Consider the following 14,445-nt stretch of genomic DNA (forward strand, 5'->3'; position numbering starts at 1 on the left):
CTTGTTTTTTAGCTGATAGCAAAATCGATCATTGGCGCCCCCCTGCTTGGCCGCTTCTGCTGGCCAGTTTCCCTTTCAGCCAGCTCTCCAGGTCGGCCACATAGCTGTAGACAACCGGCACCATCAGCAGGCTCATGGCGGTGGCTGACAGTAACCCCCCTATTACGGCAATGGCCATCGGTTGGCGGAAGCTGGCATCCGCGCCAAAGCCCAGCGCAAGTGGCAGCAAACCCGCCGTCATGGCGACCGATGTCATGGTGATCGGCTGTGCCCGTTTATGACAGGCATCGAGCAGGGCATCGCGCAGGCTCATCCCCTGCTGTCTGGCTACGATGGCAAAATCCACTACCAGTATCGAGTTCTTGGTGACGATCCCCATCAGCATGACCAGCCCGATGAGCGATGGCAGATTCAATTCGCCGTGGGTCAGCAGCAAGGCGGCAAAGGCACCTCCCGCAGCCATCGGGACGGCAGAGAGGATGGTCAGAGGCTGGAACCAATCCTTGAACAGCAGCACCAGTACCCCGTAAACGCAAAGCACACCCGCAATCATGGCACCGCTCATACCGGCAAACAGCTCGGCCTGGGTCTCTGCATCGCCAGATTCCAGCAGCCGTACCTGTTCCGGGCGATCCTGCAGAGCAGGCAGCGCTTTAGCCGCTTTCAGGGCATTACCCAAGGCATAACCACCCAGGTCTGCCGTCAGCGTGACCTGACGTTCGCGATCAAATCTGTCTATTTGTGATGGGCCGCTCTCCAGCCCAATTGCGGCTACGTTGCCAAGAGGAACCAGTCCGGTGCGACCCGGCACGCGCAGCGCCGCGATAGCCTCAAGGTTCTGGCGCATCTCCCCGCGCAACAGCACCCTGATATCCAGTTGTCGCTGTTCCAGATTCAGTTTGGAGAGCGAGGACTCGCGATCTCCTGCCAGCGCGACCCGCAAGGTGTCGCCAATGGCCTGGGTTGTCACGCCGCTCTCGGCGGCCTGATCGGCATCGGGTCGGATGACTACATCTTGCCGCTCCAGACTGGCTGTCGAGGTCACGTTGTGGAGAAATGGCAAGCCACGTAGCTGTTGTTCCAGCTGTTTGGCGCTATTCATCAGCGCGTGTGTATCTGAGCTGGAGAGCACCAGCTCGAGTTTTTCACCCGAGCCACCGCTGCTAAATGAGAAGCGGGCACCGGGAACATCAGCCAACCGCTGCCGCATGGCCAGCTCGATCTCCCTCTGTTTCGGACGTTCCCCACGCTCGGCAAGCACGACGACCAGGCTGGCAAAGCGTACTTCACCGGGATCATTGGCCGAGGCATTGCCGGCATAGGCGAACATGGACTTCACGCCTTCAGTGCCAATCAGCGCATTTCTGGCCTCCTCGGCCATCTCCATGGTTTGATTGATGCTGGCTCCCGGAGGCAGCTCAATGCTGATGGTGGTGCTACCCCGATCAGCCGGTGGAATAAAGCCGGTAGGCAGCAGCGGCAACAGGGCGGCGGAGAGTACAAACAGACCGACCCCGATGAGCAAGGTCTTCAGACGATGATCGAGGCACCAGCGAGCCAGTCGCAGATAGAGCTGCATGGTGGGGCCATCGTGCTCTTGCTGGTGCAGACCGAGTTTGATCAGCCAGACCGCCATCATGGGGGTGATGATGCGGGCGACCATGAAAGAGAGACCGACGGCAATCACTATGGTCCAGCCAAATTGCTTGAATACCAGCCCGGGGACACCACTCATCATGGCGGTGGGCAGGAATACCACGATCAGCGTGGTGGTGGTCGCCGCTACTGCCAGCGCAATCTCGTTGACCGCGTCTTCAGTGGCTTCCCGGGCACTTTTTCCCTTGTTCATATGGCGGGCGATGTTCTCGACCTCAACGATGGCATCATCGACCAGGATCCCGACGACGACCGCCAGCGCCAGCAACGTAATGGTGTTGAGCGTATAGCCTGCCCAGTGCATATAGGCGAAGGCCGGTATGATGGAGAGAGGGAGTGCAACCGCCCCGATCAGGGTGGCTCGCCAGTCGCGCAGGAACAGCCAGATTACCAGCACGGAGATAATGGCGCCCTCATAGAGCATGTGCATCGAACCTTCGTACTGCTCCTCGGTATGCTCGACCGTGCTGTTGACCCGTAGCAACTTGATATCGGGATTTTTGTGCTGGATCTCCTTCAGCGCTTGCTCTACCCCTGCGGCAATGCGCACCTCGTCAAACCCCTTGGTGCGCCAGAGTTGAAATCCCACCGCAGGTTTGCCATCCAGCATGGCCGACTGGGTTCTGTCGGCAGTTGTATCCTGGACGGTCGCGATCTCGTCCAGACGGATTTTGCGTCCATCACTCAGCACCACCGGCAGGGCGCGCAGCTGGTCGGCTTGCTGTACCGTCGCCAGGGTTCGCACACTCTGCTCAGCCCCACCCATCTGACCCCGTCCGCCGGATGACTCCTGCTGGACACTGCGTAGCGCGCGCGATACATCAGCCGCAGTGGCCCCCAGCCCGGAGAGACGAATGGGATCGACTTCGATGCGCACTTCCCGGCGCACGCCACCGATCCGGGTGAAATCTGTGATGCCGGGAACGGCTTGCACTGCTTTGGCCAGTTCGTTGTCAACCAGCCACGACAGGGCCTCTTCGCTCATCTTGTCGCTGGCAATGGCATAGGTGAGCATGGCGCCGCCTGGCCCCGCGATCACCTTGCTGACGATAGGCTCCTGCAGGTCATCGGGCAGATCGTTGCGGATCCGATCCACCGCATCCTTGGTGTCGGACAAGGCTTCATTCAGATTGCGCTCCAGATCAAAGGTCACCGTGATGGTGACCACTCCATCGTTAATTTTGGTGGTCATGTGGCGCAGACCACGTACGGTCGCCAGCGAATCTTCCACCTTTTTGGCGACATCGGTTTCCAGCTGGGAGGGGCTGGCGCCCGGCTGACGGAGTTCCAGTTTGACGGTCGGTAAATCGAGATCCGGCAAATCCTGGATCCCCAGCTTCTGGAAGCCGGCCACGCCGGCCAGGGTCAGCATGATAAACAGCAGAATGGAGGGAATGGGGTTGCGGATCGACCAGGTTGCCAGATTCATGGTTACTCCTTGCCTTTGGCGGTCATGACGCGAATGGCTTCACCATTGTTGAGGAACCCGGCCCCCTTGAGGGCAATCAGGTCGTTTTCCCGGATGCCCCGGGTGATTTCGACGGCATTGTCGCGGCGCAGGCCCACGGTGACCTCCTGCATATAGGCCTTGCCATCGTCGATGCGGAAAACGACGCTGCGGCCATCCCGGATCAGCAGCGCCTGTGCCGGGATGGTCAGTGCCTGCCGTTTCTCGACTTCAATTTGGCCACCGATATACATGGCCGACTTGGCACCGCTGCCCGGCAGGATATCGACATAGGCAGTACCCATCCGGCTGTTGTTGTCGAGTGCGCCAGCCAGCTGCCTGACCTGCCCTTCCGTTCTGGCACCGGATGGCAGGAGCAAGGAGACATGCTGGCCCAGCTTGACTTGCTCCATCTTGGCGGCGGTCAGTTCGGCGCGCCACTCAAGGCGATTTTGCCGTATGAGCCGAAACAGTTCGGTGCCTGTGGCTGGTACCTGCCCCAACGTGGCATTGCGAGCAGTAATAAGACCATCATCCGGCGCAATGATGCGGGTATCGTCCAGACGCACCTGCTGACTGGTCAGTGATGCCTTGGCAGATAGCTCCTGCGCCTGAGCCAGCTTGAGCTCGGTTTCCACTTTGAGCAGATCCTGATCGCTGACACTCTTTGCCTGATAGAGCCTGCGCATGCGCTGGGCATTGGCCAGGTTTTGCTGCAGGCTCGCCTCGGCCTTGATGAGCTCGGCTTGGGCTCGCTGCACATCTGCTCTGGCGATCCTGTCATCCAGCCGAGCCAGCATGGTGCCTCGAGTGACCAGATCACCGACAGCGGCGTTGATCTCCACCACCGCCATGTTGCCGCTATTGGCACTGACGATGGCCTCCTGCCAGGGGGTAACAACGCCCATTGCCGGAATGATGTCAGGCCAGAGCTGCCGCAGTGGTGTCACCGTCGTGATTGCCGTCGCCATTTTGTTTTCTGCGGCATCACTTATTAATGGGGTCAGACATAGTTGAGCGATGATTAGCATGAACAAAGGATGTCGCATAATTTGGAGGCTCCACGCAGTGGCCAATATGGCAATCATGTTATGCTACTATGATTACCAGTCATATTATTTGGTGATGGATTAAATAAATAATAAATTTAGCTGGTCGCTGGTGAAGCTGATTCAGGATGGGTAATTCCGGCAAGGAATATTGAAAATACCCCCGGAGCCTGCTTCTGGAGTTGTTCCATATCCTCGGCAATGACGGCCTGCATAATCAAACCTTGCAGCATACCGATGAATAATGTCGCCGCAGCATCCATATCCAGAGTTGATGGAAATTCATGGTTTGCAATTCCTTGCTGCATTAATTTAATCAACATCGCCCGATAACGTAATAACAATGTCTTGGCAATCGCTCTGGTTGGCGAGGCTCGGCTCTTTTGCAGCTCGCCAAACATCATTCTCGGAATACCGGGGTGATGAGCTGCAAATTCAGCGTGCGTCATAAACATGGCTTCCAGTGCAGCCGGTGCCGACTCGATACCCTCTATGGCCCGTTCGAGACGGGAGAGCAGGGTGTTGGCGATCCACTCCATCACCGTCTGGAAGATGGCATCCTTGGTGGGAAAATGTTTGAACAGGGCCCCCTGGGTGAGCCCCATGTGCTGCGCAATGATGGTGGTGGTGAGCTCCCCGGGGTGATGCTTGGCCAGCAGTGTGATGACCGTCTGGATCGTGGCGGCTTGCCGCTCTTCGCTCGGTAAATGCTTGGGATGACGCGCCATCTGGTCTGGTCTCGAAGTAAAGTAAGTCGCCTATTACTTAGCATCAATCTCTGTACGTTTTTTGTCAAGCAAGCCACATCGACAAAAACATAACCACAGGAAAGAGAAGGTTTTTTATATACAGCATCGTTTCTCCATCCTGGCCATGATGAGCTTTGCCAGCGGTTGAGCGGACTGGACTATCGTCACCAGGTTTCACGGGTGATGGGGTAGATCAAGAGATGATGGAGATGAACTCCTTGATGTCTTCGCTGTGCAGAGTTAACGACCAGAGGGCACGATGCTGGTCTGAGCTGAGGCCATCGGTATATATAATTGTGCTGTCTTGAATATGAATATGGTTACGGTGTGCTTCCATTTGCAGTCCCGTCGTTGGAAACCAGATATGTATAATTCCCGATGTAATAAAGGTAAATTGAGCAAAAAGTTCATTTTCGCCGACCAGTCTGAAGGTTCTCTCAATCACTTTGACTTGCATATATCCTCCCGGTTAAAAAACGCAATTGATATTTGCGTCAAGAGATAGTCCTGAAATTAACGGGAGACAATAGAATGTGGTGCTGATTGTGAGAGCGCTCACGGGTGGTGAAAAAGTAATTGCTGGGGCTCACTTGGGGGTTTTATGGCAATTAAAGGCGTGCTAGGCAGATATTTCTGTTAAATATCGGCTATATATCGCCGCAAGACTGGATTGTCCCACAGTTTATTTACGCAGAGCCATATTGAGCACATGGTGGGGAATTTCCGGTATTTCCCGTCAGATCACCCCAACATAGCGACACCTCCTTACCAGAGCGGGTGGCGCGGTTTGGCGGTCAGGAGTCAGGAGACAGTGCAGGAGGATACCCGACATCCTGATGTAACAGGGCCATCCGTCAGAGCGAGCAATAAAAAATGCCAGTCAGTATTGGCTGACTGGCACCATTTTGAGTGCGTTCGTTAACGCGGCAGTGGGGCTTAACGGCCCAGCTTGGCCTTGATCATGGCGACGATGTCGCTGATGGCCACTTCCTGCTTCTCGCCGGTGCGGCGGCACTTGTACTCCACCACGCCGTTATCCATGCCGCGCTCGCCGATGACGATGCCGTGCGGCACGCCCAGCAGCTCCATGTCGGCGAACATTACGCCCGGGCGCTCTTTACGGTCGTCGAACAGCACATCGACACCGGCCGCTTTCAGCTCGGCGTAGAACTGCTCGGCCAGCTCGGCAACACGCACGGACTTGTGCATGTTCATCGGCACGATGGCCACTTCGAACGGGGCGATGGCGTCCGGCCAGATGATGCCGTACTGGTCGTTGTTCTGCTCGATGGCGGCAGCCACCAGACGGGAAACCCCGATACCGTAGCAACCCATCTCCATGGTGACGGACTTGCCGCCTTCATTCAGCACGCTTGCCTTCATCGCTTCGGAGTACTTGGTACCCAGCTGGAAGATGTGGCCCACTTCGATACCGCGCTTGAGCAGCAGCTTGCCCTGGCCGCACGGGCTCGGGTCGCCTTCTACTACGTTGCGCAGGTCGGCAACTTCGTAAGCGGTGATATCGCGATCCCAGTTGGCACCGGTCAGGTGGAAACCGGTCTCGTTGGCGCCGCAGACGAAGTCCGCCAGATGGGCGGCGCTGCGATCGACGATGATGCGACCGGCAAAGCCGACCGGGCCGATGGAGCCTGCGTCGCAACCGGCGGCCGCTTTGATCTGCTCGTCGTTGGCGAAGGTCAGCGGGTTGGCCACGCCAGAAAGCTTCTCGGCCTTGATTTCGTTCAGCTCGTGGTCGCCACGCAGTACCAGCGCGATGACGGCCTGCTTGCCAGCTTCATCCTCTTCGCCCAGCACCAGCAGGGTCTTGGCGATGGCGGTCGGCGCCACGTTCAGGAAGGCAGCTACTTCGTCGATGGTGTGGACGTTCGGGGTGGCAACCTTGGTCAGGGCAGCAGTGGCGGCAGCGCGCTCGCCAGCCGGCGCCAGCGCTTCGGCCATCTCGATGTTGGCTGCGTAATCTGATGTATCGGAGAAGGCGATCAAGTCTTCACCGCTCTCGGCCAGCACCTGGAATTCGTGGGAACCGGTACCACCGATGGAGCCGGTATCGGCCTGCACCGGACGGAAGTTCAGACCCATGCGGGTGAACGCCTTGCAGTAGGCGGCGTGCATCTTCTCGTAGGTATCGACCAGAGACTCTTTGTCGATGTGGAAGGAGTAGGCATCCTTCATCAGGAATTCGCGGCCGCGCATCACGCCGAAACGGGGGCGCACTTCGTCGCGGAATTTGGTCTGGATCTGGTAGAGGTTGAGCGGCAGCTGCTTGTAGCTGTTCACTTCGTAACGCACCAGCGCAGTGATCACCTCTTCGTGGGTCGGGCCCAGCACGAAGGGACGGTTGTGACGGTCGGTCAGGCGGCACAGCTCGGGACCGTAGTCATCCCAGCGGCCGGACTCCTGCCACAGCTCGGCGGGCTGCACCACCGGCATGGAGACTTCGATGGCACCAGCATTGTTCATCTCTTCGCGAACAATGTTCTCGATTTTCTTCAGTACCCGCAGACCGGTTGGCAACCAGGCATACATGCCGGAGGCCAGTTTACGGATCATCCCGGCGCGCAGCATCAGCTGGTGGCTGACAACTTCAGCGTCGGAGGGGGTTTCCTTGAGAGTGGAAAGCAGATATTGGCTGGTACGCATCGCGGTAGACCTTAGCTAGAACGGGCGCGGGGCCCAGGATAATTTCAAGGGCGGAATTTTAACAGGCTGGGCGTTGCGGCCCAAGGGCTAAATTTGCCGCAGCCGCGAAAGGGCGGCGCGGGCTGGTCATCTTGTCCGGATCGGAGGGGATGCCCGGCTGGCCATCACCGGCTTGCCGGAGGCGCATGTGGCTGCAATTGGCTTGGCATAAGTAAAAGTTTGGCCATTTTGGCAAAACCCATAAATTTGATTTATACCGCGTGGTTTGTCCCTGTAACGGGCCGTAGGTTGCCAGTGAGGGCTCGCTAGGGGGATTGGCCGATCCTGACGGGAGCTACCTTGCCGCAACCAGCGGTGAACGGGGGTTGGCGGGGCCTTGTCCACGGGCCATTGGGCCGGGCTGCAAAAGCGGGGCGGGTAGTACCACAACCATTGGGCTTTTAATGCCTGCAATTTGGCCGGATCTCCGCTAAACTCTGCCACCTTTTCGTGACGGGTCGGCCAAACCGGCCCCGTCGCCCCCTCTTTTATTTGTACTTTTGGAGCCGCTCATGCCGCTAGTGGGACATCAACACCAGATCGAGATCCTGGAACTGACCGACAAAGGAGATGGCAAAGGACGCCTGTTCGACCGCCCCCTGTTTGTCGAAGGTCTGCTGCCGGGTGAGCAGGCGTTGGTCGAACTGACCGAGGTGAAGCCCAACTACCTGCACGGCAAGGTCGCCGAGCTGCTCCAGCCCTCCGCCGACCGGGTAGCCGACTTCTGCCCCAACACCGAGTGCGGTGGCTGTCAGGTGCGCCCGCTGGCCTATCCGGCCCAGCTCAAGCTCAAGCAGAGTCTGGTGCAGAGCGCCCTGGAGCAGGTCGGGCTGGGTGAGGCCGTGGTCAATCCCATCCTCGGCATGGAGACCCCGTTCGCCTATCGCAACAAGGCGCAGTACGCGGTGCGCGGCTGTGACGCCGGTGCCGAGATCGGTTTTTATCGCAAGCACTCCCACGACCTCATCACCGCCGATGACTGTGCGGTGCAGGACTCGCTGCATGTGGAGCTGAACGCCCGGGTACGCAACTGGATGCGCGCGCACGACATCGCGGCCTATGACGAAGTGAACCACACCGGCTGTGTGCGCAACCTGATGACCCGTAAGGGCTTCAAGAGTGGCGAGCTGATGGTGGTGCTGGTGACCCTGAGCGAGGAGCTGCCGTTTGAAGCCGAGCTGCTGGCGGCGCTGCAGGATCTGCCGATCACTACCCTGGTGCAGAACATCAACGAAGCGCGCACCAACCGCATTCTGGGCGACAACAACCGGGTGCTGCTGGGCAGCGGGGTGATCCGCGACAAGATCCACGAACTCGAATTCGAGATCTCGCCGCTCTCCTTCTTCCAGAACAATCCGAGCCAGACCGACGTGCTCTACTCCAAGGCACTGGAGTATTGCGAACTGACCGGCAACGAGACGGTGTTCGACATCTATTGCGGTATCGGCACCATCTCCCTGTTCCTGGCCGGCAAGGCCGCCAAGGTAGTGGGGATCGAGTCGGTCGAGAGCGCCATCAGCGATGCCCGTCGCAATGCGGCCCTCAACGGCATCGAGCAGACCGAGTTCCACGTCGGCAAGGCGGAGCAGCTGATGCCTGCCCTGCACGCCGAAGGGGTGAGCGCCGACGTGGTGGTGATGGATCCGCCGCGCAAGGGCTGTGACAAGGCCGTACTGCAGACGCTGGTGGCCATGGCGCCGCGCCGTCTGGTCTATGTCTCCTGCAACCCGCAGACCCTGGCCCGCGATCTCGCCTGGCTGGTCAAGCAGGGCTTCGTGCTGGATGAGGTACAGCCGGTCGATATGTTCCCGCACTCCATGCACGTCGAAGCTGTCGCCCGCCTGAGCCTGCCAGCGAAAGCGTGATAGGACATTGGCGCGGAGCGATTGACATGTTCCTCCTCCACGCCATGCACGTCGAAGCTGTCGCTCGCCTGAGCCTGCCCGCCAAGGCATAAGTCGCCTCTGATCTTGCGCTTATAAAAAACGACGCCAAGTGGCGTCGTTTTTTTCTATCTGATGCTCGCACTGATGCTCGCAGCTTGCGGTGTTCAGCCCTGCTTGCGTACCTCGTCGGCAATCTGGTCGAGCAGCTGTTGCCAGCCCAGACCCAGCTCGCTCACCAGCGCGTTGTAGCCATCGGCCGGCAGCACCCGCACCTGATTGAAGGGGGCTTCGCGCAGTACCGAGCCATCTTCCGCCAACAGGCGCCAGCGTCCGCTCAGCACGGCGCGGCCATCGTGACGACCCTGGAAGCGCTCGACCAGTATGGTCAGCACCGGGCCCTTGCGGCCGCCATCCTGACGGACGACCCAGCCCGGCAGGCGGGTGGAGAGGCCGTTGAGGGTGAGCTGGTTGAGCTGATCGTCGAGCGAACCGGCCCAGCGGTGGTACTCGGCGAAGTGGAGCTCCTGCCCCTCCAGCTGATAGACCAGACTGATCCGGTCGAGTTGACCCGCCAGCGCGATGGGGCGCAGCACCAGCTGGTGCTGCGGGGTAACCGGCGCCGCCGCCGGTTGCTGGCTGTCGGCGGCGAGGGAGTAGTAGTGCAGCGCTGGCTGGGTGCCGCTGCACCCGGCCAGCAGGCCGGTCAGCGCCAGCGTCAGGATGAACTTTTTCATGGTGTGCCTCGCTTGGGTTCAGGGTCCCGGGGACGGACGCGATCGAAGATCAGCGAACTCGGCTGCTCGTTGAGAGAGTGCACCAGCGGCTGCAGCTCGCGCATCAGCTGGTTGAGGGTCTGCACCGACTGACGCAGATCCTGATTGGTTTGCGACTGGGCATCATAGGCCTGCAGGGTCTCCTGCAACTGCTTGAGGCTCTCGTTGAGCGACGCCGGCAGCTGCTGGGTGGAGTCCTTGGCGGTGAGTTTGTCCAGATTGGCGCTGACCGCACTGATGTTCTTCAGGGTGCCATCCAGCGTCGAGAGCGAGCTGTTGACCTTGGTCAGGGTGGTGGCCATATCCATGTCGACAAACTTGTCGAGGATGAGGTTCACCTTGCGCTCGATCTGATCCAGCCCACCCTGCACGGTCGGGAAGACCTGATAGCCGGCCAGCTTGACCTGATCAAAGCGGGGAGCCGTGGGGTAGAAGTTGAGATCGATGATCTTGCCGCCGGTCAGCAGGCTCGAGGTCTTGAGGCTGGCACGCAACCCCTCCTTGAACTGCTTGCTGAACAGGGCGCGCCACTGATCTTTTTCCGCCTTGGCATAACGGTGGGAGAGACGCTGCACCTCGATGCGGGCCAGTACCGGGATCTGGCGGTTCTGGAAGATGCGAACCCCCTTCTCCTCGATCATGTAGGGCGCCGAGATGACGGTACCGACCCGGATGCCGCGATACTGCACCGCCGCGCCCGGATGGAGGCCCGCCACGTTGTCGTCGAACAGGAAGACGTAGTCGATGAACTGATCCAGACTACCGGCCAGCACGCTTGCCTCATCCTGGAACAGGGTGAATTCGTCGTGCTGCTTGACCGGATCACCCGGTGACCAGCCGGCAGGCAGGCCCATGGTGATGCCGCCGTCGATCAGGCTCTCCAGCGAATCCATCTTCACCTTCATCCCTTCGCTGCTCATGGAGACCTCGAAGCCCGGGGTCAGCCAGAAGCGGGAGTTGCTGCTCACCAGAATGTCGTAGGGAGCGTTGATGAAGATCTGATACTGCATCTCCCGCTTCTCGGGCAGGAACTTCGCCTCTTCCACCTGACCTATGGTGAAGCCCTGGTAGTTGATGGGCGAGCCCTCGCCAAGCGCCTTGGCTTCGCGGCTGGAGAGGGAGAGGCGCAGTCCCTTGGCATTGATGGAGGAGAGCGGCGGCTTGTCGAGCATGGCGTACTCGTCGCGTGCCTTCCCTTTCTTGCCGGGGGAGAGCTCGATATAGGCGCCGGAGAGCAGGGTGCTGAGACCCGATACCCCTTCGCGACCGACCCTGGGTTTGACCACCCAGAACTTGCTGTCGCCGCGCAGCATGCTGGCGGCGTCGTTGGTCAGGCGCCCCTTGAGCACGGCGTGGCTGTAGTCATCGCTCAGCTGGACGGCATCGATGCGGCCGACGGTGACCTCGCGTGAGCGGATCTCCGTCTTGCCTGCCACTATGCCTTCGGCGGTGGCGACTGTCAGGGTGAAGCTCGGCCCTTGGGAGTACCAGTGCTGAAACAGCATCCAGAGACCGATGAACAGTGCCAGCAGAGGCACCATCCAGATTGCGGCGGCGGAGCTCAGAAAGTCAGAGCCCGGTTTCCACCTTGTTTTACGCTCACTCACGTTCGCGTTCTCCTTGTTGTAAATCCCAGATCAGGCGCGAGTCGAAGCTCATGGCGGCGACCATGGTGATCAGCACCACGCCTGCAAATGCGACGGCCGCAGGGCCGGGGTAGATGGTCATCAGGTTGTCGAGCCGGATCAGGCCCGCCAGAATGGCCACCACGAAGACGTCGATCATCGACCAGCGTCCGACAAATTCGGTCATCCGATAGAGCTTGAGCTTGCCGAGCGGCGACTCGGCATGACCGCTCTGCACCATGTAGCAGAGCCAGAACAGCGCCAGGATCTTCACCAGCGGCACGACCACGCTGGCAAAGAAGATGACGGCGGCGATGGGGTAGGAGCCCATCGCCCAGAGCAGCACCACGCCACCGAGGATGGTGGAGGGGCTGTCATCGCCGAGAAAGACGGTGTCCATAATCGGGTAGACGTTGGCCGGGATGTAGAGAATGGCCGAGGTGATGAGCAGGGCCCAGGTGCGGTTCAGGCCGCCCGGTTTGCGGGCATGCAGCTTGCCGCCGCAGCGCTGGCAGCTGTGGCTGCCCGCCTCGCTCAGGGCGCCGCAGATATGGCAGCCCACCAGACCTGATACCATGGCGCCCGCTTCGGGGTCGAGCTCACGCTGCTCGGTCGGGCCGAACAGCCGTTGCCAGAGCCACATCCGATCCAGCGACGAGATGGTCTTGATGAGCAGGATGGTGTAACCGACGAAGGCCCAGAACGAGAGGCCCATCTGGATGTCGGCCATCCCCATCAGCTTGACCAGCGAGATGAGCACTCCCACCAGAAAGACATCCACCATCAGCCAGGGCTTGATACGGCAGAGCAGGCGGCCGAGAGAGCGCAGGGCGTGGCTGTGCAGGTCTTTGTCGAGGCGCCACAGTACCAGCATGATGGAGCCGATATAGACCAGCGGCAGACCGATCAGGGTGATGCTGAGCACGGCGCTGAGAAACAGATACCCTTCGTCCACCAGAGTCGAGATGCACTGGAGAAAGGTCATCTCCTGCCCGATCCCCTTGGCCGAGAAGGACATGAAGGTAAAGGAGTTGGAGAGCACGAACATGATGAGCGCCGCAAACCCGTAGGAGATGGGACGCAGCTCCTGCTGTGGCAGATGCTGGCTCAGGGTGTGACCGCAACGGGGGCAGTGGCTGGCTTCGCCCACCGCCAGCGGTGTGGCCGGGATCAGCAGGTCACACTCTTCGCAGGCGGTGTCGTCATGAACGTAGGTGGTATGGTGTTGGTGTGAAACCGGATGCAAGATAAAACCCCAGATTAGGCTCGCGAGAGAACCAGAAGGGCGATTATCGCAGTTGTACCGGTCAGCGACCAGTCCTGCTGCGGTGCGATTTGCGGGGCGGTGTGTGAGAATGACTTTGACAAGCCAGTGGCCATTTAGCACAATCAAACGCCACTTTTTTTCCGCGGGACAATAATTTATGACAACTGAATCCCCAAGCTACTCCACGATTGAGCAAGCCTTCTCCCTCGGGAACGGGCAAGATTCTGCCCTCAACTGGTTGCGCAAAAACCGCAGTCAGGTCGCCATTTTCCTGGTGAGCGGCATCAAGCTGGAGGGCACCATCAGCGGGTTTGACCAGTACAGCGTGCTGCTGACCGATGCACATGGCAACCAGCAGCTGGTCTACAAGGCCAAGATCTCCACCATCGCCATGCACACCGGCCGTCCGCAGGTGAACATCCAGCGTGCTCGCAAGCCGCGTGTCTCCATGGCGCCGCGTCCCCACGGTGCGCCGGGTCGCTATGACGACAATCAGGGCGGCGGCAACAACGAGTAATCGTACGTCACTGCCTGTCCGTTGACCGCCTGCTGCGTCAACGGCTGACGGGAGTTCCGCTCATTCTCCATCCTGTCCCGTATGAGCGCGGACTCCCGTTATCGCCCTGTCAGGGCGATAACGTTCACCTCATCAGAAGTCGATCCCTACCGGTTTACCCTCTTTGACCATGCAGGTCTGCATCCCGGCAGCCTCGCCCGCCTGTACGCCGATCCCGGTATCTTCAAACACCAGACAGCCTGACGGTGCGACCCCCAGCTTGCTGGCGACCAGCAGGAAGGTGTCCGGATTGGGCTTGTGCAGCTCCACGTCGTCGGCCGTCACCACCACCTGAAAGTAGCGATCCAGCCCGGTATTGCGCAGCACCGCTTCGGCATTGACCCGGGGTGAGCCGGTGCCAATCCCCATCGGGATGGTGCCGTGATAGCGATCGAGCAGTGTCTGCATGGCTGGAAACACCGTCGCCTTGTGCAGGTTGGCCACATAGTGGGCGGTCTTGCAGCGGGTCACCTCGAGCGGATCGAGGGGGATCTGCTGCTCTTCGGCGACCAGCTGCGCGATCTTGCGGCTCGGCATGCCACCTAGTTCATAGAACCAGTCGGCATCGAAACGAAAGCCAAACTCACGGGAGGTGTGCTCCCAGGCGGCGAGGTGCAGCGGCATGGAGTCGACCAAAGTGCCATCAAGGTCAAAGACCAGGCCTTGGAATCCGGAAAGGGTCATGGTGCGGGGTCTGTCTCTGAAAAAAGGGAGCCCATTCTAGCCAGTGGCTCTCC

11 protein-coding genes are annotated in these 14,445 nt (G+C 59.7%); 2 read left to right on the plus strand and 9 right to left on the minus strand.

The features are described 5' to 3' along the window. Window positions 1–28: 28 nt before the first annotated feature. The 5 genes from BS300_RS10605 to BS300_RS10625 form a co-directional block, all read right to left on the minus strand. On the minus strand, window positions 29–3,085 hold the full coding sequence (locus BS300_RS10605) for an efflux RND transporter permease subunit (RefSeq protein ID WP_071912636.1): 3,057 nt from the start codon (window positions 3,083–3,085) through the stop codon (window positions 29–31). A gap of 2 nt (window positions 3,086–3,087) precedes the next feature. Next, window positions 3,088–4,074: an efflux RND transporter periplasmic adaptor subunit gene (locus BS300_RS10610; protein WP_071912637.1), complete on the minus strand. Its 987-nt coding sequence runs from the start codon at window positions 4,072–4,074 to the stop codon at window positions 3,088–3,090. A 176-nt stretch (window positions 4,075–4,250) separates the two neighbouring features. Then, the gene (locus BS300_RS10615) at window positions 4,251–4,880 is read right to left on the minus strand and encodes a TetR/AcrR family transcriptional regulator (protein ID WP_071912639.1); all 630 of its coding nucleotides are present in this window, start codon (window positions 4,878–4,880) and stop codon (window positions 4,251–4,253) included. 214 nt (window positions 4,881–5,094) lie between these two features. Further along, complete coding sequence (locus BS300_RS10620) at window positions 5,095–5,358, minus strand: hypothetical protein (protein WP_050490107.1); 264 nt, start codon at window positions 5,356–5,358, stop codon at window positions 5,095–5,097. 479 nt (window positions 5,359–5,837) lie between these two features. Then, window positions 5,838–7,562 (minus strand): proline--tRNA ligase, encoded by a 1,725-nt coding sequence (locus BS300_RS10625; RefSeq protein ID WP_042032585.1) that lies wholly within the window; start codon window positions 7,560–7,562, stop codon window positions 5,838–5,840. A 551-nt stretch (window positions 7,563–8,113) separates the two neighbouring features. On the opposite strand from BS300_RS10625, the gene rlmD reads away from it, so the two are divergent. Then, window positions 8,114–9,466: a 23S rRNA (uracil(1939)-C(5))-methyltransferase RlmD gene (gene rlmD, locus BS300_RS10630; protein ID WP_071912641.1), complete on the plus strand. Its 1,353-nt coding sequence runs from the start codon at window positions 8,114–8,116 to the stop codon at window positions 9,464–9,466. Between the two features lie 185 nt (window positions 9,467–9,651). On the opposite strand, the gene BS300_RS10635 is transcribed toward rlmD, so the two are convergent. The 3 genes from BS300_RS10635 to BS300_RS10645 are packed head-to-tail and all read right to left on the minus strand — an operon-like array spanning window position 9,652 to window position 13,131. After that, window positions 9,652–10,221 (minus strand): ABC-type transport auxiliary lipoprotein family protein, encoded by a 570-nt coding sequence (locus BS300_RS10635; RefSeq protein ID WP_071912643.1) that lies wholly within the window; start codon window positions 10,219–10,221, stop codon window positions 9,652–9,654. Beyond that, entirely contained in the window at window positions 10,218–11,867 is a 1,650-nt protein-coding gene (gene pqiB / locus BS300_RS10640) for an intermembrane transport protein PqiB (protein ID WP_042032579.1), read from the minus strand. The genes BS300_RS10635 and pqiB overlap by 4 nt, the downstream gene beginning before the upstream one ends. Next, window positions 11,860–13,131 (minus strand): paraquat-inducible protein A, encoded by a 1,272-nt coding sequence (locus BS300_RS10645; RefSeq protein WP_071912645.1) that lies wholly within the window; start codon window positions 13,129–13,131, stop codon window positions 11,860–11,862. The genes pqiB and BS300_RS10645 overlap by 8 nt, the downstream gene beginning before the upstream one ends. Window positions 13,132–13,309: 178 nt before the next feature. Here BS300_RS10645 and hfq point away from each other — a divergent pair, with 178 nt between their 5' ends. After that, window positions 13,310–13,669, plus strand: coding sequence for an RNA chaperone Hfq (hfq, locus tag BS300_RS10650; RefSeq protein WP_005335772.1), 360 nt, complete (start codon window positions 13,310–13,312; stop codon window positions 13,667–13,669). 132 nt (window positions 13,670–13,801) lie between these two features. Here the strand turns inward: hfq and BS300_RS10655 are convergent, their stop codons facing one another. Further along, a complete protein-coding gene (locus BS300_RS10655) occupies window positions 13,802–14,392 on the minus strand; it encodes a beta-phosphoglucomutase family hydrolase (protein ID WP_071912647.1) in 591 nt (196 codons plus the stop codon). Window positions 14,393–14,445: the final 53 nt, after the last annotated feature.

The sequence above is a fragment of the Aeromonas sp. SCS5 genome (assembly GCF_001887375.1).
GTDB classification, from domain to species: domain Bacteria; phylum Pseudomonadota; class Gammaproteobacteria; order Enterobacterales; family Aeromonadaceae; genus Aeromonas; species Aeromonas jandaei.